Source organism: Kitasatospora sp. NPDC048545 (genome assembly GCF_040651155.1).
Classification (GTDB): domain Bacteria; phylum Actinomycetota; class Actinomycetes; order Streptomycetales; family Streptomycetaceae; genus Kitasatospora.
Map to the genome: position 1 here is coordinate 91,311 of NZ_JBEZIQ010000007.1, position 22,105 is coordinate 113,415.

The window sequence follows — 22,105 nt, forward strand, 5'->3', positions numbered from 1 at the left end:
GGTGCTCCCGCTCCGCTCCCGGGTCATCGCCCGGTGCCGCCGTAGACGACGGCCTCGTCGGTCTCGCTGTCCAGACCGAAGGCGCTGTGCACGGCGCGGACGGCCTCGGGCACGTCCTCGGCGCGGGTGACGACCGAGATGCGGATCTCCGAGGTGGAGATCAGCTCGATGTTGACGCCCGCGGCGGACAGCGCCTCGAAGAAGGTCGCGGTGACGCCCGGGTTGGAGCGCATGCCCGCGCCGACGAGCGAGATCTTGCCGATCGCGTCGTCGTAGCGCAGCGACTCGTAGCCGATGCCCTCCTTGACCCGGCCGAGCGCGTCGATGGCCTTCTGGCCCTCGGTCTTGGGCAGGGTGAAGGAGATGTCGGTCAGGCCGGTCGACGCGGCGGAGACGTTCTGCACCACCATGTCGATGTTGACCTCGGCGTCGGCGATGGCGCGGAAGATCCGGGCCGCCTCGCCCGGCTTGTCGGGCACGCCGACGACCGTGACCTTGGCCTCGGAGGTGTCGTGGGCGACTCCGGAGATGATGGCCTGCTCCATCTCGCCCCCTTCGGGCTTGTTCGGGTTGTCGTTGCTGACGATCGTCCCGGGGAGACCCGAGAAGGACGAGCGTACGTGAATCGGGATGTTGTAGCGCCGCGCGTACTCCACGCAGCGGTCGAGCAGCACCTTGGAGCCGGAGGACGCCAGTTCGAGCATGTCCTCGTAGGCGATCCAGTCGATCTTGCGGGCCTTCTTCACCACGCGCGGGTCGGCGGTGAACACGCCGTCCACGTCGGTGTAGATCTCGCAGACCTCGGCCCTGAGGGCGGCGGCGAGGGCGACGGCGGTGGTGTCCGAGCCGCCCCGGCCCAGCGTGGTGATGTCCTTGCTGGTCTGGGAGACGCCCTGGAAGCCGGCCACGATCGCGATGTTGCCCTCGTCGAGGGCGGTGCGGATGCGGCCCGGCGTCACGTCGATGATGCGCGCCTTGTTGTGGACGGAGTCGGTGATGACACCGGCCTGGCTGCCCGTGAAGGACTGGGCCTCGTGACCCAGGGATTTGATCGCCATGGCCAGCAGCGCCATGGAGATGCGCTCTCCAGCGGTCAGCAGCATGTCGAACTCACGGCCGGCAGGGATCGGTGACACCTGCTCCGCGAGTTCGATGAGCTCGTCCGTCGTGTCGCCCATCGCGGACACCACGACGACGACCTCATGGCCGGCCTTCTTGGCGTCAACGATTCGACGGGCCACGCGCTTGATGCCCTCGGCATCCGCAACGGATGAGCCGCCGTACTTCTGCACGACAAGGCCCACGTGCGCTCCTCGACTTGTGTCGTTTTCCGGGGGCTCCAGGCCCCCGTACCCCCGGGGGAGGGGGGTGTGCGGTCCGCGTCAGTCTACCGAGCAGGGGTGCCCCGACCGGCGCTTTCCATATGATGAGACGCCTGTTTCAGCAGGTGATCGGCCGGACGGGCGGCCCCACCGGCAGGTCTGCGGGCGATTCGGTACGGCCCCGAAGAATCGGCGGACCGGCGGACGGCGATCCGGCCGGATTTCCTTCCGGGCGGATCACTGAGGTGTCCGTCACAGTCGACGGCGCGGCGGCGATCCGTCCGCCGCGGCCCGGACGCCACGGCCCCACCGCTGCAGCCGCACCACCGAGGCCCCACCACCGAGGCCCCACCGCCGCGGCCCTACCGCTGCACCCCCAGCTCGGCCGCCATCAGGTCGCCCGCCTGCTGCTCCAGCTGCTCGTCGGTGAGCCCGTCGTCGTCGGTGTCCGCGCCGTCCGGCACCGCACCGATCGGGCTGTCCAGCCGGACGTGCGCGATCAGCGACTGCAGCGCCCGCAGCACCGCGGTGCAGGTCGTGCCCCAGTTGGAGAGGTAGGAGAACTGCCACCACCACAGCGCCTCGCTGACCCGGCCCTCGCGGTAGTGCGTCAGCCCGTGCTGGAGCTCGCTGACCACACCGGCCAGGTCGTCCGAGATCCGGAAGGCGTTGGGCTTCTCCGGCGGGCCGTACGGGTCGAAGACCTCGTGGTAGACGTCGATCGGCGCCAGCAGCTCGGCCAGCCGCTCGCGCAGCTGCTCGCCGTCCGGCTCGGGACCGGCGTCGGGCTCGAAGCGGTCCTCCGGGACGACGTCCTCGATGGCACCCAGCCGGCCGCCGGCCAGCAGCAGCTGCGAGACCTCCAGGAGCAGCAGCGAGACCGCGCTGCCCGGCTCGTCGCCCTTGGCGACCTCGGTGACGGCGAGCACGAAGCTCTCCACCGAGTCGGCGATCTGCACGGCGAAGTCGTCCGGCTCCGAGCCGTGCCCGTGGGTGTGCTGCTGGTTGATCGTCCGGTCAGACATCGAGCAGTCGTCTCCCTTCGAAGGCGCGGCCGAGGGTGACCTCGTCCGCGTACTCCAGATCCCCGCCGACGGGCAGGCCGCTCGCCAGACGGGTCACCTTCAGGCCCATCGGCTTGCAGAGCCGGGCCAGATAGGTGGCGGTCGCCTCCCCCTCCAGGTTGGGGTCGGTGGCCAGGATCAGCTCGGTGACCGTGCCGTCCGCGAGGCGCGACAACAATTCGCGGATGCGCAGGTCGTCCGGGCCGACGCCCTCGATGGGGCTGATCGCGCCGCCCAGCACGTGGTAGCGGCCGCGGAACTCACGGGTGCGCTCGATGGCGACGACGTCCTTGGGCTCCTCGACCACGCAGATGACGGCGAGGTCGCGGCGGGGGTCCAGACAGACCCGGCACTGCTCGGCCTCGGCGACGTTGCCGCAGACCGCGCAGAAGCGGACCTTGTCCTTGACCTCCAGCAGCGCGTGCGCGAGCCGGCGCACGTCGGTCGGGTCGGCCTGCAGCACGTGGAACGCGATCCGCTGGGCGCTCTTGGGCCCGACGCCGGGCAGCCTGCCCAGTTCGTCGATCAGGTCCTGAACCACGCCCTCGTACAACGTCGCGCCTTCCTTCGGATGGTCGGTGGTGCTCCGGTGCCATCATCCAACGAATCGGGCGTCGGACACAGCGCCCGACGCCCGACTCCCACACAAATCACATGGGTCCGTCGTCTGAACTCCAGACCCGCGGGGCCGTCGGACGGCCTCGTCACCCGCAGCCCGGACCCGCCGGCACGATCCCGTCGCCACCGGCGGCCCGGTCCGGGCCCGACCGTTCGGGCCCGTCCGCTCCCGCCGGGCTCAGAACGGCAGGCCGGGGATGCCGCCGCCCAGGCCCTGGGTCAGCGGGCCCATGCGGTCGGCCTGCAGCTTCTGCGCGGTCTGGGTCGCGTCCCGGACCGCCGCCAGGATCAGATCGGCCAGGGTCTCGGTGTCCTCCGGGTCGACCGCCGCCGGGGCGATGGTCAGCGCCACCAGCTCACCGGCACCGGTCACCGTCGCCTCGACCAGGCCGCCGCCCGCCGTACCGTTCACCTTCGTGTCGGCCAGCTCCTGCTGGGCCTTCGCGAGATCCTGCTGCATCTTCTGCGCCTGCTTGAGCAGCTGCTGCATGTTGGGCTGGCCACCACCGGGGAACACGGCTCTCTCCTTGCTGTCACGGCTGTCTGCGGTGCGTCGTTCGTCACCGCCGAGCCTACGTGCTGCGCCCCGCCCGGGTGCCCCGGTGGCCCGGCTGCCCCGATGACTCAGTTGCCCCGGTGGTGGATCTCCTCCAGCACCGTCGCACCCAGCTCGCGGATGATCAGCTCCTGGCCGGAGAACGCCTCCTCGTTGAGGTCCGGGTCGTCCTCCTCCGGGATGTCGTCCTCCGGGGCCACCGACCGCACCGGACGGGCCGGCGCCGCGGCGGGCGGCGGGGCCTGCACCGGCGCGGCCTGCACGGGCGCGGCCTGCACCGGCTGGGGTGCCATCACGGGAACAGGAGCCGGAGCGGGCGCCGCCACGGCCGGCGGGGCGGTGGCCGGACGGGCCGGGGCACCCCAGCCCCCGCCGCCCGGGGCACCACCGGCGGCAGCGCCACCGGAGGCGGCCCCGACACCACCGGACGGGTCGACGATGCACTCGATGCGCCAGTCCACGCCCAGCGCGTCGGCCAACGCGGCACGCAGCACGTCGTCGCTGTTGCTGCCGACGAAGCTGTCCCGGGCGCCGGCATTGATGAACGACACCTGCAGCACGCTGCCGTCGAACCCGGCCACCTGACCGTTCTGGCTGAGCAGGATCCAGGTGAAGCGGCGGCGGTTCTTCACGGCCTCCAGGATCTGCGGCCACAGCTGCCGGACCTGTGCGGCGCCCTGCTGCGCGGAGGCCGACGGCTGCCCACCGGCGGCGGCCGCCGCGGGGGCGGCCGCAGGAGCCGGGGCGGGCGCGGGCACCGGGGCCGGGGCCTGGACCGGAGCAGCCTGGGGCTGCGGCGCGGCAGGCGCGGCGGCGGCCGGGGCGGGCGCGCCGCCACCGGCGGGCGGGAAGCTGCGTGGGATCGGCCAGGCACCCGGCGCCGGCCCGGCGGGCGCGGCCGGAGGCGGCGGGGCCTGCATGGGCGCGGCCTGCACCGGCGCGGCCTGCGCCTCCGGTGCCGGCGCGGCCACGGGCGGCGCGGCAACGGGCTCGGCCACCGACACCGGCCCGGCCGCCGGAACGCCCATGGGGGCCGTCCCCGGCACCGTTCCCGGCACCATCGCCGGCGTGGCGAACCCGCCCGCCGCCGCCCGCCGCTCCAGCTTGTCCAGGCGCGCCTGCAGCGACAACTCGTCGCTGTACGCGCCGGGCAGCATCACCCGGGCACAGATCAGCTCCAGCTGCAGCCGGGGCGCGGCGTTGCCGCGCATCTCGGTCAGCCCGGTGTTGACGATGTCCGCGGCCCGGCTCAGCTCGGCCGCGCCGAACGCGTCCGCCTGCGCCTGCATCACCGCGATCCGGTCCGCCGGGGCATCGATCAGCCCCTTCTCCCCGGCGTCCGGCACGGTGGCCAGGATCACCAGGTCGCGCAGCCGCTCCAGCAGGTCGGCGACGAAGCGGCGCGGGTCGTGCCCGCCCTCGACCACCCGGTCGATCACCTGGAACACCGTCGCCCCGTCGTGCGCGGCGAAGGCGTCCACCACCTCGTCCAGCAGCGCGGAGTCGGTGTACCCGAGCAGCGAGGTCGCCATCTGGTAGGTCACGCCGCCCTCGCCGGCGCCCGCCAGCAGCTGGTCCATGACCGACATCGAGTCACGCACCGAGCCCGCCCCGGCCCGGACCACCAGCGGGAACACCGGGTCCTCGACCTGGATGGCCTCGCGGCCGCAGACGTCCGCCAGGTAGTCGCGCAGCGTGCCGGGCGGGACCAGCCGGAACGGGTAGTGGTGCGTCCGGGACCGGATCGTCCCGATCACCTTCTCCGGCTCGGTGGTCGCGAAGATGAACTTGAGGTGCTCCGGCGGCTCCTCCACCACCTTGAGCAGCGCGTTGAAGCCGGCCGAGGTCACCATGTGCGCCTCGTCCAGGATGAAGATCTTGTACCGGCTGTGCACCGGCGCGAAGAAGGCCCGCTCGCGTAGCTCGCGCGCGTCGTCCACACCACCGTGCGAGGCGGCGTCGATCTCGATCACGTCGATCGAGCCGGGCCCGCCGGTCGCCAGGTCACGGCAGGACTGGCACTCCCCGCAGGGCGTGGGCGTCGGCCCCTGCTCGCAGTTCAGGCAGCGGGCCAGGATGCGCGCGCTCGTCGTCTTGCCACAGCCGCGCGGCCCGCTGAACAGGTACGCGTGATTGACCCGGTTGTTGCGCAGGGCCTGCTGGAGCGGAGCGGTCACGTGCTCCTGCCCGATGACCTCCGCGAAGGTCTCGGGGCGGTAGCGGCGGTACAGGGCTAGGGACACACCACCGACGATATCGGGACGGGCCGACAAACGCGTCGCCCCTCACTCCCCCACGCCCGCACAAGCGCCCCCGGGGAACGCAAAGACCCCTCGTGCACCCGCCAGAGCCCTCTTACCCTTGCTGCCTTCCGGCCCTGGGGGGGTTCAGAGAGATGACGCCACACGAGGGGCTGACCCCCACACTACCGGATCCCGGCCCCGACGATCCACAGGCCACCCCGACCCCCGGCCTGCGGGATAGGTGGTCGCGACCACCCCGAAACATGTACTAAGCTCTCCCACGGAGGATTCGCCTAGAGGCCTAGGGCGCACGCTTGGAAAGCGTGTTGGGAGCAATCCCTCACGAGTTCGAATCTCGTATCCTCCGCCTCTGCCAGCCATGGCAGCACGAAGGCCCCGACCGGTTCACCGGTCGGGGCCTTCGTCGTTCTCCGGTCCGCGGTCGTCCGGGCAGGCGGCCGTACCGGGGCCGACCGATGATGGAGATCCGGGGGCCCGCGACGTTCGAGGGCGGCGTATGGCTGTATGGCATGTCCGGGACTTCACACCGGACGACCTCGAAGCGGTGGTCCGGCTCGACGCGGAGAGCGCCACCACGGACCGGGCCGCCGTCTTCCGCCTCTCCGACGTGGTCGCCGCGTTGCAGGCACGTGATCCGAGCGTCGTCGTGGTGGCCGACGGGCGTCTCGTGGGCGCGGCGGTGGGCCGGGTGGACGGGGACCGGGCATGGGTGCTGCGCATCGCCCTGCACCCCGGCTGGCGGAATCCGGGCATCGGCACCGCCCTGCTGTCCGCGCTGGAGCACCGTCTGCGGGACGCCGGTGCCCGAATCGTCGCAGCGGTGCTGCCCGATGAGGAGACCGGCGCCACCGCACTGGTCAACTCCGGATTCCACCCCCACCGCGGGCTCACGTACTTCGAGAAGTCGGAGGTCGTCAGCACCCAGGGCCCGACGGTCCTGGCGATGCTGGGCGCGGTCATGCCCGAAGCCCGCCTGTGGGAGCGGCTCACGGGCATGGCCGACGAGAAGCGGCTGATCGAGCGGCGGCTGGTGCTGCCCCTGGCGAACCCCGAGCCGGCGGACGCCCACGGAGTGGAACCTCCTCGCGCGGTCGTGCTGTTCGGTCCGCCGGGCACGGGCAAGAGCACGTTCGCCAAGGCCGTGGCCGGCCGGCTCGGCTGGCCGTTCATCGAGCTCTTCCCCTCCCGGATCGCGTCCGAGGACGGGCTGGCCAGCGGACTCGGCCGCCGCTTCGAAGAGGTGGCACAACTCGACCACGTGCTGCTCTTCATCGACGAGGTCGAGGAGGTCGCCGGTACGCGCAGCCTCGCCGCCCCGGCGGCGGTCGGCGTGGTCAACGAACTCCTCAAGTCGATCGTGCGGTTCCGTGACCGCGACGGACGGCTCCTCGTCTGCGCCACCAACTCGGTGGCCGCCCTGGACCCGGCCTTCCTGCGGCACGGCCGCTTCGACTACGTCCTGCCGGTCGGGCCACCGGACTCGGCAGCCCGCGACGCGCTGTGGGCCGGCTACACGGCGAGGACGGGTACCGCCGCCGACACGGCGGTGCTCGCCGAAGCCAGCGAGGGCTTCACTCCCGCCGACATCAGGCAGGTCGCCATGGCGGTCGCCCAGATCACCTTCGAGCAGACCCTCGACACGGGGGAACGAACCCAACCCGGCACCCAGGACTACCTGGACGCCATCCACCGCACCCGTCCGACCGTTTCCGAGGAGATGGCCCGGGAGTTCGCCGACCAGGCGGTCCGCTACGGGCGGGTCTGAGCGGCCGCCCTCACCCGTTGCGCCGTGTCCGTCCGGAGGTGCCCGGCGGAATTCTCATCGCCGCGACCGTGCCGGGCCCGGGCCGGAGCGAGAGTAACCTGGAGATCACCGAAGGCACTTCGCATGCCGGCACCGGATACTGGCGTCGTCTCCGGCGAACGGCAACGCCGGACCCGGCCTCGTGGACGGGCCCGGGGACAGGTTTCTTGATCATGACCACGATGCTCGATCGTGCGACGACGCCCGCCGCCCCGGATTCCACCGCACGGCTCTCCCTCACGCCCAGTGGCGTGCGGCCCGGCCGTCTGGACGGAGCCTGGTGGCCCCGCTCGCGTGATCTTCTCCTCGAACTCCCCGCCCTGGCCGCCGACATCGACGAGCGGTGGGGCCGGGTCACCCGGATCACCGTGAATCCCGCGCAGTGGCCCGTCATCCCCCCGCGCATCCCGGTCACCGGGCACACCGTGCACGCGGGCTGGTTCACCACCGAGCAGGACGAGCACACGATCGCGGTGTTCTCGTACGCCCCGCGCCGGCTGAACCTGCTGGTCGTCCCGCCGGAGACGGATGCCGTCGGTGCCGCCCGGCTGATGGCCGAAGCCGCCAGTCCCGCGAACACCACGGCCGCGAGCGGTCTACTCGCCGTGGAGACGGGCGGCGGCGGCTCACCGGGGCGGGGACCCCGTTCCGCCTTCCTGCCGTCGGCCGTCGCCCCCTCCGAGGGCGACGGTGAGGCGGGCAGGCGGGCGGAGGTCGCCCGCAGCCGGGCCGCCTCCTGGCCGGTACCCGCGTAGCCCGGCGGAACGGGAGCCGTCCGCCGGACAGGCCCTACGGCAGCGGGCCGGGTGCATCACTCGCGTGACCATTCGGCCTCGGCCAGGGGCCGGCCGGCGATGTCGGCCCCGTCCCAGAGAAGGATCCTGATCGCCCGGGGTCCGGGCACGGGCCGGGAGAGCGTGCGTACGAACACCTCCCGCAGGTGGTTGGCCGCCTGCTGGGGCGGCCCGTCGTACTCCAGCGGGTCCTGTGGGGGCGCCCCGTCCCGCCGGGACCACTGGCCGTCGTCGTCCTGTGTCTCCAGAACCCATCGGTAGTGCCGCATCCTGGCCTCCCGTGCCGACGATCCCGCCCCCGGACACGACTGTATGGGCGGGGCCGATCGACAGCGACCGGTGATCCGCCCGGCCACCGCAGAGCAGCCGGGCAACCGCCGCCGGGGGCCTGCGGTTCCCCCGGGACGGATCGTCGTCAGTACTCGGAGCCGCTTCAGTACTCGGAGCCGCTTCGCAGGTAGGTGCCCGCGACCTGGAGCCATGCCCCGGGGCTGAAGCACGCCTCGATCCGGTGCGGCGTGTCCTCGAAGACCCGCAGGATGCGCAGCGCGCCGCTGGCGTGCAGGTCGTACTCGAAGGTGACGCCGTCGTCCGTGCCGTCCTCGTACTGCAGGTCCAGCGGCCCCTTCGAGGGCTCCGCCGGCGCCCGGGCGTCGGCCGAGAGTTTCACGTAGACGGACATCTCTCCGTCCCGCCTTTCCTGTCTGCCCGAGGAGCCCGGCCACGAGGCCGTCCCTCAGGACGCTTCGCCCGGTGCCTCGGAGTCGATGCCGGTGGCGACGAGGATCTGCCGTGCCGAGTCGCTTCCGTCGGCCTCGACCGCACGTGCCATCGCGGCCAGGGCCGCCTCCCGGCTCGCCCGCGGGGGGACGACGAGCAGACTGAAGTGATCGCGGTCGCCCCGCGTGACGATCACCGTGTCGTCACCGACCGGGTACCGGTCGATGTGCACCGACCGGCCGTCGACGACCAGCCGGGCCGGCACGTCGTCCCAGGCTTCGGTGTCCAGCCCGACGCTCACCACGGGGCCGAGGTGTTCCGTCAACGCCCTGACCAGACCCGGCAGTTCGGCTTCCACGTCCCGCGAACGCGGCCACCACGCGCCGTCGAGCACACCCTCGCGAGACTGTGTGGTCTCCAGGCGCAACAGGACCGTCCCCGGCTTCGCGGCCTGCCGGAACCGGTCCGGCAGAAGTCCCGGGAGCGCAGCACCGGTTTCGTCCGACATGGCTCGCCACCTGTCCGTGGACACACACCAGCCCCACCGAACGAGGGCCGACCGTCGGGGAGCGGCAGCTGGGCCGCCCCGATATCCCCACGGTACTCCGCCCACACCTCGCCGATCCGGCCTGCCGACCGGAAAGGAGAGTCGGCGCGGGGGTGCCGGCCCTCTCAGCGCCATTCGATCAGGAACAGGGTCGCGTCGTCGCTCGTGCGCCCGCCCCGCTTCTCCTTCAGGACGTTGGAGAGCGCCCGCACCACGGCCCGCACTCCGGCCTGCGAGCGCTCGACCCGGTTGACCCAGTCGATGAGCTGCTCCTCCCCGAACTGCTCCCCGCCGGGCTCGCGCTCCTCGACCAGGCCGTCGGTGAAGCACAGGACCTGGTCCCCGTGCCGCAGCACCCGCTCGCTGATCACCGGCTCCTCGCCGCCGAAACCGACCGGCAGGGTCGTCTCGCTCTCAAGCCGCTCGATGACGACGTGGTCGCGGATCAGCAGCGGCTGAGGATGGCCGGCGTTGACCCACTGCAGGTGGCCGGTCAGGGTGTCCAGGCGCATCATCTGCGCGGTGACGAAGTGGTCCGGACCGAACTGTTCGGCGATGGCCCGGTCCATGAACGCGTAGATCTCGGCCAGCCCGATGTCGGCGCGCCGGGCGTGCCGGTACGCGCCGATGGCGACGGTCGCCATGGTCGCGGCGTCGAGCCCGTGGCCCATGGCGTCGATCGTGGCCACGTGCAGGAGGTCGTCATTGAGCGCGTAGTCGAAGCTGTCACCGGCCACCTGGTAGGCGGGTTCGAGGATGCCGGCCACGGCGACCCGCTGGACGGTCATCGACAACGGCGGCAACAACGACCACTGGATCTCGGCCGCCACGCTCATCGGTTCGAGGCGCCGGGCCTGGAAGATCCGGTCGGTGTAGCCGCTCTTGGTGATCAGCAGATCGGCGACCAGGGTGGCGAGGCGCCGCAGCAGCGGCCGGTCGTCGTCGACGACGGCATCCAGCGTGAGGGCCAGAACCCCCACCTCGTCGCCGCCGTCCAGCAACGGCAGGTACACCCGCACCCCGTCGGCCTGCGGCTCCTCGACAAGGGCACCGTGCAGGAAGGCCGCACCCGCGGGGGAGCCGTCGATCGGCACCGGCTCCCCGGCCGCCGGCCCCCGCTCCGGCAGCGGCACCAGCACCAGCTGGCCGTAGTCCTGCAGCAGGAGCGCCGAGTCACGACCGCCGAGCCCGCGCACCACGTCGGCGACCAGCGGGGCGATCAGCTGGGGCTGCAGCTCGTGGGCCCGATCGAGCAGCACGCCCAGCAGACACTCGCCGCGCCCCTCCGACCGGTCCGGCCCGGCTGCGCCGGACGACCGCTCACCGCGCATCCTCGCTCACCGCCGTCCTCCTCCGGTCACAGCACTCGGCACCGGCTCGATCGACCCCGAACCCCCGGTGCAGTTCGCCGGGGCGGGTCCTTCCATTACGCCCGACAGCAGTGCATCGCGCCCCCGGTCGCCCGCCGGTACGCCCGCCGGTACGCCCGCCGGGTCGGGCGGAGCAAAGCCCCACCGTGGTTGCAGTTCTGGTTGCATCCACCCCTGTCCAGCACCGTGCAGTCACCGGCCGGCGGGACGCTCCGGCGCAGGTCAGGATGCCTGCGGACGCTCCCGGACCACCGGGCGAACATTTGGAAAGCGTGTTGGGAGCAATTCCTCACGAGTTCGAATCTCGTATCCTCCGCCGGCCGAAGGCCCGGACTGCATCAGCGGTCCGGTCCTTTGTCGTCTGCTGGGACGGGCCGGTGGTCCCGGCCGGGAACAGGGCGAACCAGCTCTCCGTTCCGGCGCTGTCGTGACGGGACCGACGCGGCCGGACCGAACGATCCCGCCGCGAAGCCCCTTCGCAACCTGCTGATCAGAAACGGTTCAGGTTCTCGTCGACAGGACGGATCTTCACCGGGGTCGCCTGGTCCGCCTCGGTGGTTGTGGCCGCGTCGGCTGCTTCCCGGAAGGCGACGACCGCCTCGCCGTTCTCCCGCGCCCAGGCGGTGAGCAACCTGATGGGCTCCTCCAGGGTTCGTCCCAGATCGGTCAGGCCGTATTCCACCCGCGGCGGCGCCTCGGCATACGCGTGCCGCTCGACGAGCCCGTTGGCCTGGAGCCGGCGCAGCGTCTGAGTCAGTACCTTGCGTGAGATGCCGCCGCTCAGCTCGACCAGCTCGCCGTGGCGCAACGGGCCGTCGGTCAGCGCGAAGAGCGTGACCATGGACCACTTGCTGGCGATGATCTCCATGGCCAGGAGAGCGGGGCAGTCGGCGAGGAAGGCGATTCCGGGTCGCTGGCTCATGCCCCGAAGGTTACCTGGAGGTACCTATCGGCCGCCTATCGTCGTCGAGGTGCGCACGTCCCTTGCTCGTATCTCGCACGATTGAGGTTTCAGCCGTGTTCGTCTCCCTTGCCGTCGTCACTGTGTTCATGTCGGCCGTTCTCCTGGTATCGGCCGGGGCCAAGTCCCTGCGGACGCGGCACATCACCGAGCAGATGTCCACCCTCGGAGTGCCGCAGGGCATGATGGCTTTCCTGATCGGCGCTCAGATCGCGGGCGCGGCCGGTGCGATCGCCGGACTCTGGTGGGGATCCGTCGGAATCGCCGCCGCGATCGGCCTGACGCTCTATTTCGCCGGGGCGGTCGCCTCCCACCTGCGAGTCGGCGACCGCAAGGGCGCGCCTCCGGCGCTGGTCCTCACCATGGCCTCCATCGCCCTGATCGCACTGCGCGCCGCCACCCTCTGATTCGCCGAGAGCGCCGGGCCGGTCCGACACGGCTGTCCGGTGCTCGGCCGGGTGGTCACCGGGGCCACCATCAGCTCCGGTGCGTCGTGGGCGTGACGGTAGGCCAGTGGTAACAGGCCCGGAACCGGCCGCCCGAGCCGCTGGCCGTGGTCTCGGTTCTGGTCTCGTTCACCCCCGTCCAGCCAAGTTCAGTCGCCGACGGGCCACCCGCTCCACCGCAGGTCGGAACCGGCACGGATCCCGGCGGACGGCACCGAGGAGAATGGGAAAGCGTGTTGGGAGCAATCCCTCACGAGTTCGAATCTCGTATCCTCCGCCTCCGCCCGCCCGGGCGAACGAAGGCCCCGACCGGTTCACCGGTCGGGGCCTTCTGCGTTTCGTGGCTCCGGCTGGCCGGCCGGAGCCGGCGCCGGAGCCGGAAGCGATCCACGTCCTCCACGTGGTGCGCCATTCTTGAGTTGCCCGGCCGACGCCGGGACAGGACGGCTCCTTACCCGGCGAGGTGTTCCCCATCAGCAAGAAGAGCGGATCGACTCTGGCCACGTGGCTGCGCGGTCTCGGCGCACCCGAGTTGGAACGAGTCCTGGCGGCGCGCCCGGATGCGGTGTCGGCCCCGGAGCCGCGGTCGATCGGTGAACTGGCGGACCGCCTTCAGCGTCCGGCGTCGGTGGCGCTGGCACTGCCCCGGCTCGTGCTGCCGTACCTGCAGGTGGCGGAGGCGCTCGCCGCGCTCACGCCGACCTCGCGGGACGTCCTGGCCGGTCTCCTGGGCGCGGCGGACGGGGGGCGCACTCACGACCTGGACGCGGTTCTGGAGGCGCTGGCCGATCGCGCTCTGGTGTGGCCGGACGGCAACGGGCTGCTGCGCATGGCGGCACCGCTGCGACAGGCATGGGACTCGCCACTGGGATTGGACGCGTCGCTGGCGCAGCTCCTGGCGAACACCGCCTCCGACGAACTGGGCCGCATGCTGGCGGCCCTCGGCATCAAGCCGACCAGCAACAACAAACAGAACCGGCTGGCGGCGCTGATCGATCATCACAGCGATCCGGACCGGGTCGCCGCGCTGGTGGCCAAGGCTCCCGCCGCCGCCCGGAAGCTCCTTGAGCGGCAGGCGATTCGGGCGCCGGAGCGATCACGCTTCATCCTGTTCGGAGCGCCGTCGTCCGACTCCGGGCCGGGCGAACGATGGGCGCTGGAACGCGGGCTGCTGATCCAGGACCGGCACGGTCCGGCCCGCATGCCCGCAGAGGTGGCGCTCGCGCTGCGCGGCCCCGACTGGCACGCTCCGTTCACGCCAGTCCCGCCCGTCCTGCGATCGGTGTCCGTCACCGCTTCGGACGTCGAGCGGGAGGCAGCAGCGGCCGCGATGGCGTTCGCCGCCCATGCCGCCTCCGTCCTCAGGGTGTGCGCCGCCACTCCCCCGGCTCGGCTGAAGGCCGGCGGGATCGGCTCCCGCGAACTGTCCCGGACCGGCAAGGCGGCACAGTGCGACGAGATCGTGGTGCGCCTCGTGCTGGAGGCGGCGAGCGCGGCCGGACTGCTGGCCCGGGACGGCGAGCGGGTCGCGGCGACCGCCGCCTATGACACCTGGGCCGAAGAGGAGCCGGCCGACCAACTCGCCGTGCTGCTCCGGTCGTGGTGGACACTGGCGCTGACCCCCGGCGGAAGCCGCGACGAGGACGGGAAGGCGCTGCCGGCCCTCACCGGGGCACCGCCCTGCGGAGGCTGCGTCCAGGCCCGGCACGGTCTGCTCGCGGTGGCGGCGCAGCTCCCGGCGGGCGAAGGCGCGGCGGACCTCGCCGACCTGGGGATGTCGATTGTGTGGCACCGTCCGCTGGTCGACGAACTCGCCCAGGACGCCACACCGTTCGCCACCCTGATCCAGGAGGCGGAAGTACTCGGTGCACTCGCCCTCGGAGCCCTGTCCCCGATCGGGGCCGCCCTGTTCGCCGATGACGCCCAAGCGCTGGTGGACGCCTGTCGGCGTCTGCTGCCCGCCGCCAGCGGGACCGCCCGGTTCGGCAGCGATCTCACAGCCGTGGTCGCCGGCACGCCGTCGGCGGCCCTGGTCACGCTGCTGGATTCCGTCGCCGAACGGGAGGCCGCCGGTGCCGCGTCCGTCTGGCGGTTCAGCCCGGGAAGCGTCCGCTGTGCCCTCGACGCGGGCCTCACCCCCGATGTCATCACGGCCGACCTGGCCGCTGTCGCCGTCGAACCGCTCCCCCAGCCGCTCTCGTACCTGATCCACGACGCCGCGCGCAGCCACGGCCGGGTGCGCGTCGTCTCCGCGGCCTGCGTGATCCACGGTGAGGAGCCCGCCCTCCTGACCGAACTGGCCGCCCACCGCAAGCTCACCAAGCTCGGCCTGCGGCAACTGGCACCGACGGTGCTGATCAGCCGGACCCCGCCGGACAGGACGCTCGCGGCACTGCGGTCCGCGGGCTACGCCCCTGTCGCCGAGGCGCCCGACGGGTCCGTCCGCATCGAGCGCGCCCAGCGTCCCCGCGTGGCGAGCCCGGTCCCGGCCCCGCGCCTGCCCGGCGGCCCGGCCCGGCCGCGGCAGACGGAGGCCCGTGCAGCCGACGCCCGGACGGCCGTCGACCTGAGCTCCCTCGCCGCCCGACTGCTGACTGCCCCGCAGGACGTCCCGGAGCCCGATCCCTGGGACGGACGCCCCTACGACAGCGACACCGAGGAGATCATCGCCGGGCACGCGCGCAACCTGTCCTTCACCGACGTCCGCCAGCTGGCCCACGCCGTCAACGAAGGCCGGACGATCACGATCGAGTACGTCGCCACCTCGGGCAGCGCGACCGTCCGCACCCTCAGCCGACTCGAGCTGGACGCGCCCTACCTCCACGCCTGGTGCCATCTGCGGGACGACGAACGCGTGTTCACCATCTCCCGCATCCACGGCGTGATGCCCGCGTAGGCCCGAGGGCCACCGGTCTCGGTTCCGGTCTCGTTCACCCCGGTCCGACAGGGTTCGAAGACCAGCGACACAACCCACTCCAGCGCAGCTCAGAACGGGCTCAGAACGGGCTCAGAACGGGCTCGAACGCCGGCGGACACCCTTCGTGAGAATCGGAGAGCGTGTTGGGAGCATCCCTCACGAGTTCGAATCTCATGTCCTCCGCCTCCGCCCGCCAGGGCAAGCGACGCCCTGACCACATCGCGGTCGGGGCCGTCGTTGCTCGTAGTCTCAACGGGCCCTTCAGTCCGCTGTCGGGCCGTCTTCCTCGACGCCCTTGGCCACCCGCCGGATGAGACCACCCACCCGCTCGGCGACGCCCGTAGGCCCACCGGCCTCAGGTGTCGCGGCCCAGCCGTCGGGCCAACACTCGGCCGCGCTCGGCCTGCACTGCTCCGGCCTTCCCAGCCGCATAGCGAAGCAGGCCGAACGGCGCGTGCAGCCGGAGTCGATCGACCACCAGGGAGCCGCCGTCGCCCAGAGCGGTGACGACGAAGCGGTAGTCCATCCGCACACCGCCAGGACTGACCACCTCGCCGCTGACCGTCGCCTCATCCGGCAGCCGGGCGTCCTCGGTGCGCAGGCTGACCTGGATGACGTTGTCGTGCCGGACCAGTCCGAGGAACCGGAAGCGCTCGACGGCCACGTAGTGCGTGACCCCACCTTCGCACCGCACGTCCCGCACGTCCACGAGCAGCGGCGAGAGCCCGACGTAGTTCTCGGGGTCCGCCAGATGGGCAAGCACAGCGGCGGGCGTCGCCGCGATGTCGTCGCTGTGGCTCAGTTCGGTGCTGGGCACGTCCAACTCCCCTGTCCGGCCCGGGGCCGGCCGTCGTCGTGGACCGGGAACGATCGGTGGATGATCGCACCATCCCGCCGGCTCCGCCACAGTCGCGGTTTCGGGCCCTGGTGACGGACACTCGCCCGCCACCCAAGCCTCGATGGTCTCGCTCGGACGTGGGTTCTCCGCCTGCCCGGCCCCGAGCCCGAGCCGCTGCGCGGATCAGCTCCCGCAGGCACGATCTGCGGCGACCCCGACCTCGGCCGGGCTCCGGGCGGGGTCGGGAAGCCGCGCATCGGTGGCACAGCAGACGCCCGGCGCGCCGTCCGCACTCCTGCCGAGGGTGTCGGCGTCGGCCTTGACCACGTAGACCTCCCAGGGCTCCCTGCCAGGGCCGGTGACCCAGACCTTGTCCTGGAGCGCGTAGCAGCAGGCGGTGTCGTTCTCCTCGGAGGCGGCCAGGCCGGCGCCCTTGAGGCGGGTGGTGGCGGCGGTGACCTGCTCGGCGCTCTCGACTTCGACGCCGAGGTGGTCGAGGCGAGTGTCCTCGCCCGCCTCGCCCTCGATCAGGACGAGCTTGAGCGGCGGCTCAGCGATGGCGAAGTTCGCGTAGCCGGGGCGACGCTTGGCGGGCTCGGCGCCGAAGAGCTTGGAGTAGAAGGCGACGGAGCCTTCGAGGTCGGCGACGCGCAGGGCGAGCTGAACGCGGGACATGGCTGTCCTCCCCGATCCGGGTCTTGTTTCGACAGGTGTCGATACAGGCGAGCTTGCCACTGGATTAGATGGGCGTCAATATAGACACATGTCGAATCTGGATCTGAAGGTGCTCGGCCAGGACGAGGCGGCGGTCGTGTGCTGCTCGCCGATGGTCCGCGAGCCGCTGGGCGAAGAGGCCGCCGTCGACCTGGCGAAGATGTTCAAGGCCCTGTCGGACCCGGTGCGGCTTCGGCTGCTGTCGCTGATCGCCTCGCACGAGGGCGGGGAGGCGTGCGTCTGCGACCTGACGGGGCCGTTCGACGTCTCCCAGCCGACCATCTCCCACCACCTGAAGGTGCTGCGCGAGGCTGGCCTGGTCGGCTCCGAGCGGCGCGGGACCTGGGTCTACTACTGGGTGCTGCCCGCCGCCCTGGCCAAGCTGTCCGCCCTGCTCCAGGCCCCGGCCGCCGCAGGAGGGTCCAGATGACCGAGATGGCTCCGCTGAGCCGCCGGGCAGCCGTCGAGTTCGTCGGGACCGGAGCGCTGGTCACCGTCGTGGTCGGCTCCGGCATCCAGGCCACCAAGCTGTCGCAGGACGTCGGCGTCCAGTTGCTGGCCGACTCGCTCGCGACCGTGTTCGGCCTCGGCGTGCTGATCCTGCTGCTGGGCCCGGTCTCCGGCGCCCATTTCAACCCGGCCGTGACCCTGGCCGCCTGGTGGACCGGCCGCCGCGACGGGGACGGGCCCGCGCTGAAGGAGGTCGCGGCCTACGTTCCGGCCCAGGCCGCCGGCGCGATCGGCGGCGCGGTGCTCGCGGACGCGATGTTCGCCGAACCGCTCGTACGCTGGTCGACGCATGACCGCTGGGCGCCTCATCTGTGGCTGGGCGAGGTCGTCGCGACCGCCGGCCTGATCCTGCTGATCTTCGGCCTGGCCCGCATCGGCCGCGCGCACCTTGCTCCGGCTGCGGTCGCCTCCTTCATCGGCGCCGCCTACTGGTTCACGTCCTCGACCAGCTTCGCCAACCCCGCCGTGACGATCGGCCGCGCATTCACCGACACCTTCGCCGGCATCGCCCCAGCCTCCGTCCTGCCGTTCATCGCTGCCCAACTCGTCGGCTTGATCGTGGGCATCACGCTGGTCGCCGTGCTGTTCGGCCGACCGGCGCCCGCCGCCGAGGACGTCGTCGTCCCGCACGGCGACCACCACCCGGCCCAAGCCTCCCGCCAAGGCCGCCGCTTCCCGCTCCGACGACCGAAGGACCCCATTTCATGAGCACGCCCGCCGTCCCGTCCGTGCTGTTCGTCTGTGTGCACAACGCCGGCCGTTCCCAGATGGCCGCCGCCTTCCTCAGCCGCCTCGGCGGCGACCGGGTCGAGGTGCGCTCGGCTGGCTCCGCCCCAGCCGACGGCGTGAACCCGGCGGTGGTCGAGGCCTTGGCCGAGGTCGGTATCGACATCTCCGCGGAGACACCGAAGGTGCTCACCACTGAGGCCGTGCACGCGTCCGACGTCGTGATCACCATGGGCTGCGGCGACGCCTGCCCGTACTTCCCGGGCAAGCAGTACCTGGACTGGAAGCTCGACGATCCGGCCGGCCAGGGCGTCGATGCCGTTCGCCCGATCCGCGACGAGATCGAGCGGCGCGTCCGCGGCCTGCTCGCGGACCTCGGCGTCGAGACTGCCGAATGAGCGGGGCTTTGCGCGTCGCCGCCATGGTGCCCGAGCACGCCGACCAGATCCTGGCCATCTACCGACACGGCATCGACGAGGGCAACGCCACCTTCGAGACCACCGCCCCGACCTGGGCCGCCTTCGACGGCGCCAAGCTTCCTGACCACCGGTTTGTCGCCCTCGACACCGACGACCGGGTCCTCGGCTGGGCTGCCGTCACCGCCGTCTCCGACCGGTGCGCGTACGCGGGCGTCGTCGAGCACTCCGTCTACGTCCACCCCGACGCGCGCGGGCGAGGAGTCGGAGCCGCGCTCCTCGACGCCCTGATCGCCTCGACCGAGGCCGCCGGGATCTGGACCATCCAGTCCGGCATCTTCCCCGAGAACACCGCCAGCCTGGCCCTCCACGCCCGCGTCGGCTTCCGCGTCATCGGTATCCGCGAACGCATCGGCCGCCACCACGGCAACTGGCGGGACGTCACCCTCGTTGAGCGTCGCAGCCCCAGCGTCGACTGACCAGGGCACCGACGTTCACTCCGTCACAGGTCAGAACGGGTGTGAACCCGACGGGCAGGGCTCGTGAGAATGGGAAGGCGCCGAGCGACGCCGTCGCGGGGGCGGGCCCGGGCGGGCGGAAATTCCGTCGCTCGGGGCGGGGGGTGGCGGATGATCGGCGGATGCCTCAGCAGACGCCACAGGAACCGCAGACCGGCCCCGCCGAACGGACCGGGCAGGCCGGGCAGGCCGGGCAGGCCGGACTGACGGAGTGGACCGAGCGGACCGAGCGGACCGAGCGGATCGTGGTCCGGGACGGCGTGCGGCTGAGCTGCCGCGACCGGGGTGGCGACGGCGGTTCGCCCCCGGGTGTCCCGGTCGTCCTCCTGCACGGCCTCGCCGGGCACGTCGGCGAGTGGGACGCGGCCGCGGCGCACCTCCTCCCCCGGCACCGCGTGGTCGCGGTGGACCAGCGCGGCCACGGCGCGAGCGAGCGCCGTCCGGCGGACGTCTCCCGCTCCGCGTACGTCGCGGACGTGCGGGCGGTCTGCGAGCAGCTCGGTGTGCACCGCCCGGTGCTGGTGGGCCAGTCGCTGGGCGGCCACACCGCGATGCTGACCGCAGCCGCCCACCCGGAGCTGGTGCGAGGCCTCGTGCTGGTCGAGTCCGGCGCGGCCGCGGGGGACCCGGGGACCGCGGACGGGATCGGCGAGTGGCTGGATTCCTGGCCGGTCCCGTTCCCCTCGCGGGCGGCGGCCCGGGCGTTCCTCACCGAGCAGGGCCTGAACGGTGAGGTCTGGGCGGCCGGGCTGGAGCGGCGCGGGGACGGCTGGTACCCGCGCTTCGAGCGGTCGGTGATGACCCGGGCCGTCGCCGGGGTGTCCGTCCGCGACTGGTGGCCGCAGTGGCGCGAGGTCCGGTGTCCGGTCCTGCTCGTCTTCGGGGAGAAGGGCATCATCCCGCCTGCGGAGTCCGTGCGGATGCTCGAATCGGCCGGTCCGTCGGCGCGGACGACGGCGGTTTCCGTCCCGGGCACCGGCCACGACGTCCACCTCGACCGGCCCGACGTCCTGTACGCCCTGCTGTCGGACTTCCTCTCGTCGCTCCCGTAGCCGACGGGGCTGGCGGGGCTGGCGGGGCTGGCGGACACCTCCCGGTGTGATCGTGAAGGCCCCGACCGCGGATCGGTCGGGGCCTTCGTCGGATGATGGGGGACAGCGGACGACGTGAGGGGCGGCGCAGTGACTGACAGCGGATCCATCGGGTCGGGGTCGGACCTCCGGCCGGCCGGCGGGGAGCCGGGGAGCGTCATGGACGGCACCGCGCCCGGGGAGGCGGCGGCAGCCGCACCGGGTACGGAGGCCGCGGGCGGGGGCGCGCGGCGTCGGCGGTCCGGGCTCCGGCGGCTGGCCGTACTCGTCCTCGTCCTCCTGCTCCTGTGCTTCCCGCCGTGGTGGACGCTCTTCGCCGGTGGCGCAGGCTGGCCGTTCCCGGTCTTCCTCGCCGGCACGGTCGTCCTCGCGGGCTGGATGGTCTCCTTCCCCTTCCTGATGATCGCGGGCCACGGGCCGCGGCGCTCCGACCGGGCCGCCCGGATCGCGGACACCAGCCTCGGCGTGATCTGGGTGCTGTTCACCTGGTCGGTGCTGGGCGGTGTGGCGGACCTGGTGCTGGCCGGGTTCGACGTCGGCGGCACCGGCCGGGCCAGGACCGTGGCGGTGGTCGTGGCCGCGGTCTCGGCCGGGCTGCTGGGCTGGGGGCACCACGAGGCGATGCGCGTGCCCCGGGTGAGGCGGCTGGACGTCCACGTGCCGCGGCTGGGCGGCGGGCTGGACGGAACCCGGGTCGTGGTGCTGGCCGACACCCACTACGGGCCGATCGACCGGGCGCACTGGTCGGCGCGGGTCGCGGAGGCGGTCAACGCGCTCGACGCGGACGTCGTGGTCCACGCCGGGGACATCGCCGACGGCACCCCCACCCAGCGCCGGGAGCAGTCCGCGCCGCTCGGGACGATCCGCTCGCGGCTGGCCAAGGTCTACGTCACGGGGAACCACGAGTACGGCGGGGAGGCCCAGGGCTGGCTGGACCGCATGGCGGAACTGGGCTGGGAGCCGCTGCACAACCGCCACGTCGTGGTGGAGCGCGGCGGGGACACCCTCGTGCTCGCCGGCGTGGACGACGTGACCGCGGAGCACTCCGGACTGGCCGGGCACCGCGCGAACCTGGCCGGCGCGCTCGCCGGGGCGGACCCGGCGGATCCGGTGCTGCTCGTCGCCCACCAGCCGAAGTACGTCCCGCAGGCCGCCGCCGCCGGCATCGACCTGCAGGTTTCGGGGCACACCCACGGCGGCCAGATCTGGCCGTTCAACTTCCTCGTCCGGATCGATCAGCCGGTCGTACGGGGCCTGAGCCGGCACGGGGAGCGGACCCAGCTCTACACCAGCCGGGGCACCGGGTTCTGGGGCCCGCCCTTCCGGGTCTTCGCCCCGAGCGAGATCACCCTGCTCACGCTGCGCTCGGGCGCCGGACCGGCCGCCGGGTAGGACACCGGAGCCGTCACCACGGACGGAAACGCCGGAGGACGCCGGGGAATCCCGGGCAGCAGCGTCCGATTCGTTCAAGACCCGGTGAGGGCGCCCTGCCTAGCGTGGGGGCATGAACAGCACACCCGTACCGCAGCTCGCCTTCATCGGCCTCGCCGTCTCCGACGTGGCCGCCTCGGTCGCCTTCTACCGGCGGCTCGGCATCGCGTTCCCCGAGGGCGCCGAGCAGGAACCGCACGTCGAGGCGCAGTTGCCCGGCGGGCTGCTCCTGGTGCTCGACGCCGAGTCCACCATCCGTTCGTTCCACCCGGCCTGGCAGCCGCCGACCGGTGGCGGGCGGACCGCGCTGGCCTTCCGCTGCGGGAGTCCCGCGCATGTGGACGCACTGTACGAGGAGCTGACCGGCGCCGGGTATCACGGGGAGCTGAAGCCGTGGGACGCCTTCTGGGGACAGCGCTACGCCACGGTGCACGACCCGGACGGCAACGGCGTCGACCTGCTCGCCCCGCTGTCCTGA

At 72.5% G+C, this 22,105-nt stretch carries 23 protein-coding genes, 1 tRNA gene and 1 other RNA gene; 12 read left to right on the forward strand and 13 right to left on the reverse strand.

Going from position 1 to position 22,105, the window contains the following annotated elements:
- Positions 1-23 precede the first annotated feature (23 nt).
- The 6 genes from AB0D10_RS09565 to ffs all read right to left on the reverse strand — a co-directional run bounded on the left by AB0D10_RS09565 (position 24) and on the right by ffs (position 5,978).
- Positions 24-1,304: an aspartate kinase gene (locus AB0D10_RS09565; protein WP_360253677.1), complete on the reverse strand. Its 1,281-nt coding sequence runs from the start codon at positions 1,302-1,304 to the stop codon at positions 24-26.
- A gap of 380 nt (positions 1,305-1,684) precedes the next feature.
- Positions 1,685-2,347, reverse strand: a complete 663-nt coding sequence (locus AB0D10_RS09570) for a DUF5063 domain-containing protein (RefSeq protein ID WP_360253679.1) — start codon at positions 2,345-2,347, stop codon at positions 1,685-1,687.
- Positions 2,340-2,939, reverse strand: a complete 600-nt coding sequence (gene recR, locus AB0D10_RS09575; protein WP_218198914.1) for a recombination mediator RecR — start codon at positions 2,937-2,939, stop codon at positions 2,340-2,342. Before recR ends, AB0D10_RS09570 begins: the two co-directional genes overlap by 8 nt.
- Before the next feature lie 243 nt (positions 2,940-3,182).
- The gene (locus AB0D10_RS09580; RefSeq protein ID WP_360253681.1) at positions 3,183-3,521 is read right to left on the reverse strand and encodes a YbaB/EbfC family nucleoid-associated protein; all 339 of its coding nucleotides are present in this window, start codon (positions 3,519-3,521) and stop codon (positions 3,183-3,185) included.
- A 107-nt stretch (positions 3,522-3,628) separates the two neighbouring features.
- The gene (locus AB0D10_RS09585; RefSeq protein WP_360253683.1) at positions 3,629-5,803 is read right to left on the reverse strand and encodes a DNA polymerase III subunit gamma and tau; all 2,175 of its coding nucleotides are present in this window, start codon (positions 5,801-5,803) and stop codon (positions 3,629-3,631) included.
- A gap of 78 nt (positions 5,804-5,881) precedes the next feature.
- An RNA gene (ffs, locus tag AB0D10_RS09590) (signal recognition particle sRNA small type) lies at positions 5,882-5,978 on the reverse strand.
- 107 nt (positions 5,979-6,085) lie between these two features.
- Here ffs and AB0D10_RS09595 point away from each other — a divergent pair.
- From AB0D10_RS09595 to AB0D10_RS09605, 3 genes are all read left to right on the forward strand, one after another.
- Positions 6,086-6,170 (forward strand) — tRNA-Ser (locus AB0D10_RS09595).
- 150 nt (positions 6,171-6,320) lie between these two features.
- Positions 6,321-7,589 carry a GNAT family N-acetyltransferase gene (locus tag AB0D10_RS09600; RefSeq protein ID WP_360253685.1) on the forward strand — a complete coding sequence of 423 codons (1,269 nt, stop codon included), beginning with the start codon at positions 6,321-6,323 and terminating at the stop codon, positions 7,587-7,589.
- A gap of 212 nt (positions 7,590-7,801) precedes the next feature.
- The gene (locus AB0D10_RS09605) at positions 7,802-8,383 is read left to right on the forward strand and encodes a DUF5994 family protein (RefSeq protein ID WP_360253687.1); all 582 of its coding nucleotides are present in this window, start codon (positions 7,802-7,804) and stop codon (positions 8,381-8,383) included.
- 56 nt (positions 8,384-8,439) lie between these two features.
- On the opposite strand, the gene AB0D10_RS09610 is transcribed toward AB0D10_RS09605, so the two are convergent.
- The 5 genes from AB0D10_RS09610 to AB0D10_RS09630 all read right to left on the reverse strand — a co-directional run bounded on the left by AB0D10_RS09610 (position 8,440) and on the right by AB0D10_RS09630 (position 11,981).
- Positions 8,440-8,691: a hypothetical protein gene (locus AB0D10_RS09610; protein ID WP_360253689.1), complete on the reverse strand. Its 252-nt coding sequence runs from the start codon at positions 8,689-8,691 to the stop codon at positions 8,440-8,442.
- 164 nt (positions 8,692-8,855) lie between these two features.
- Positions 8,856-9,104: a hypothetical protein gene (locus AB0D10_RS09615; RefSeq protein ID WP_360253691.1), complete on the reverse strand. Its 249-nt coding sequence runs from the start codon at positions 9,102-9,104 to the stop codon at positions 8,856-8,858.
- Between the two features lie 54 nt (positions 9,105-9,158).
- Positions 9,159-9,650, reverse strand: coding sequence for a DUF5994 family protein (locus AB0D10_RS09620; RefSeq protein ID WP_360253693.1), 492 nt, complete (start codon positions 9,648-9,650; stop codon positions 9,159-9,161).
- A gap of 164 nt (positions 9,651-9,814) precedes the next feature.
- Entirely contained in the window at positions 9,815-11,020 is a 1,206-nt protein-coding gene (locus AB0D10_RS09625) for a PP2C family protein-serine/threonine phosphatase (RefSeq protein WP_360253695.1), read from the reverse strand.
- Between the two features lie 529 nt (positions 11,021-11,549).
- Positions 11,550-11,981, reverse strand: a complete 432-nt coding sequence (locus tag AB0D10_RS09630; RefSeq protein ID WP_360253697.1) for a helix-turn-helix domain-containing protein — start codon at positions 11,979-11,981, stop codon at positions 11,550-11,552.
- A gap of 95 nt (positions 11,982-12,076) precedes the next feature.
- On the opposite strand from AB0D10_RS09630, the gene AB0D10_RS09635 reads away from it, so the two are divergent.
- Both AB0D10_RS09635 and AB0D10_RS09640 read left to right on the forward strand, forming a co-directional pair.
- Positions 12,077-12,427: a DoxX family protein gene (locus tag AB0D10_RS09635; RefSeq protein WP_360253699.1), complete on the forward strand. Its 351-nt coding sequence runs from the start codon at positions 12,077-12,079 to the stop codon at positions 12,425-12,427.
- A 502-nt stretch (positions 12,428-12,929) separates the two neighbouring features.
- Entirely contained in the window at positions 12,930-15,362 is a 2,433-nt protein-coding gene (locus tag AB0D10_RS09640) for a helicase C-terminal domain-containing protein (protein ID WP_360253701.1), read from the forward strand.
- Positions 15,363-15,738: 376 nt separating this feature from the next.
- Here the strand turns inward: AB0D10_RS09640 and AB0D10_RS09645 are convergent, their stop codons facing one another.
- A complete protein-coding gene (locus AB0D10_RS09645) occupies positions 15,739-16,200 on the reverse strand; it encodes an SRPBCC family protein (RefSeq protein ID WP_360253703.1) in 462 nt (153 codons plus the stop codon).
- Between the two features lie 204 nt (positions 16,201-16,404).
- Entirely contained in the window at positions 16,405-16,896 is a 492-nt protein-coding gene (locus AB0D10_RS09650; RefSeq protein ID WP_360253705.1) for an ArsI/CadI family heavy metal resistance metalloenzyme, read from the reverse strand.
- Positions 16,897-17,047: 151 nt separating this feature from the next.
- Between AB0D10_RS09650 and AB0D10_RS09655 the strand changes: the two genes are divergently transcribed.
- From AB0D10_RS09655 to AB0D10_RS09685, 7 genes are all read left to right on the forward strand, one after another.
- Positions 17,048-17,365 (forward strand): metalloregulator ArsR/SmtB family transcription factor, encoded by a 318-nt coding sequence (locus tag AB0D10_RS09655; protein ID WP_033347112.1) that lies wholly within the window; start codon positions 17,048-17,050, stop codon positions 17,363-17,365.
- The gene (locus AB0D10_RS09660) at positions 17,362-18,153 is read left to right on the forward strand and encodes an aquaporin (protein WP_360253707.1); all 792 of its coding nucleotides are present in this window, start codon (positions 17,362-17,364) and stop codon (positions 18,151-18,153) included. Before AB0D10_RS09655 ends, AB0D10_RS09660 begins: the two co-directional genes overlap by 4 nt.
- Entirely contained in the window at positions 18,150-18,569 is a 420-nt protein-coding gene (locus AB0D10_RS09665) for an arsenate reductase ArsC (RefSeq protein ID WP_360253709.1), read from the forward strand. The genes AB0D10_RS09660 and AB0D10_RS09665 overlap by 4 nt, the downstream gene beginning before the upstream one ends.
- Complete coding sequence (locus AB0D10_RS09670) at positions 18,566-19,066, forward strand: N-acetyltransferase family protein (protein ID WP_360253711.1); 501 nt, start codon at positions 18,566-18,568, stop codon at positions 19,064-19,066. Before AB0D10_RS09665 ends, AB0D10_RS09670 begins: the two co-directional genes overlap by 4 nt.
- A 161-nt stretch (positions 19,067-19,227) precedes the next feature.
- A complete protein-coding gene (locus AB0D10_RS09675; RefSeq protein ID WP_360253713.1) occupies positions 19,228-20,157 on the forward strand; it encodes an alpha/beta hydrolase in 930 nt (309 codons plus the stop codon).
- A gap of 198 nt (positions 20,158-20,355) precedes the next feature.
- A complete protein-coding gene (locus AB0D10_RS09680) occupies positions 20,356-21,588 on the forward strand; it encodes a metallophosphoesterase (RefSeq protein WP_360253715.1) in 1,233 nt (410 codons plus the stop codon).
- A 112-nt stretch (positions 21,589-21,700) separates the two neighbouring features.
- Positions 21,701-22,105 (forward strand): VOC family protein, encoded by a 405-nt coding sequence (locus AB0D10_RS09685; RefSeq protein WP_360253717.1) that lies wholly within the window; start codon positions 21,701-21,703, stop codon positions 22,103-22,105.

Coding starts and splice junctions, on each gene's coding strand:
- AB0D10_RS09660 (WP_360253707.1), top strand. CDS start 17,362: ATGACCGAGATGGCTCCGCTGAGCCGCCGGGCAGCCGTCGAGTTCGTC.
- AB0D10_RS09610 (WP_360253689.1), bottom strand. CDS start 8,691: ATGCGGCACTACCGATGGGTTCTGGAGACACAGGACGACGACGGCCAG.
- AB0D10_RS09625 (WP_360253695.1), bottom strand. CDS start 11,020: ATGCGCGGTGAGCGGTCGTCCGGCGCAGCCGGGCCGGACCGGTCGGAG.
- AB0D10_RS09675 (WP_360253713.1), top strand. CDS start 19,228: ATGCCTCAGCAGACGCCACAGGAACCGCAGACCGGCCCCGCCGAACGG.
- AB0D10_RS09650 (WP_360253705.1), bottom strand. CDS start 16,896: ATGTCCCGCGTTCAGCTCGCCCTGCGCGTCGCCGACCTCGAAGGCTCC.
- AB0D10_RS09605 (WP_360253687.1), top strand. CDS start 7,802: ATGACCACGATGCTCGATCGTGCGACGACGCCCGCCGCCCCGGATTCC.
- AB0D10_RS09685 (WP_360253717.1), top strand. CDS start 21,701: ATGAACAGCACACCCGTACCGCAGCTCGCCTTCATCGGCCTCGCCGTC.
- AB0D10_RS09670 (WP_360253711.1), top strand. CDS start 18,566: ATGAGCGGGGCTTTGCGCGTCGCCGCCATGGTGCCCGAGCACGCCGAC.
- AB0D10_RS09655 (WP_033347112.1), top strand. CDS start 17,048: ATGGTCCGCGAGCCGCTGGGCGAAGAGGCCGCCGTCGACCTGGCGAAG.
- AB0D10_RS09680 (WP_360253715.1), top strand. CDS start 20,356: ATGGACGGCACCGCGCCCGGGGAGGCGGCGGCAGCCGCACCGGGTACG.
- AB0D10_RS09630 (WP_360253697.1), bottom strand. CDS start 11,981: ATGAGCCAGCGACCCGGAATCGCCTTCCTCGCCGACTGCCCCGCTCTC.
- AB0D10_RS09620 (WP_360253693.1), bottom strand. CDS start 9,650: ATGTCGGACGAAACCGGTGCTGCGCTCCCGGGACTTCTGCCGGACCGG.
- AB0D10_RS09600 (WP_360253685.1), top strand. CDS start 6,321: ATGGCTGTATGGCATGTCCGGGACTTCACACCGGACGACCTCGAAGCG.
- AB0D10_RS09570 (WP_360253679.1), bottom strand. CDS start 2,347: ATGTCTGACCGGACGATCAACCAGCAGCACACCCACGGGCACGGCTCG.
- AB0D10_RS09615 (WP_360253691.1), bottom strand. CDS start 9,104: ATGTCCGTCTACGTGAAACTCTCGGCCGACGCCCGGGCGCCGGCGGAG.
- AB0D10_RS09665 (WP_360253709.1), top strand. CDS start 18,150: ATGAGCACGCCCGCCGTCCCGTCCGTGCTGTTCGTCTGTGTGCACAAC.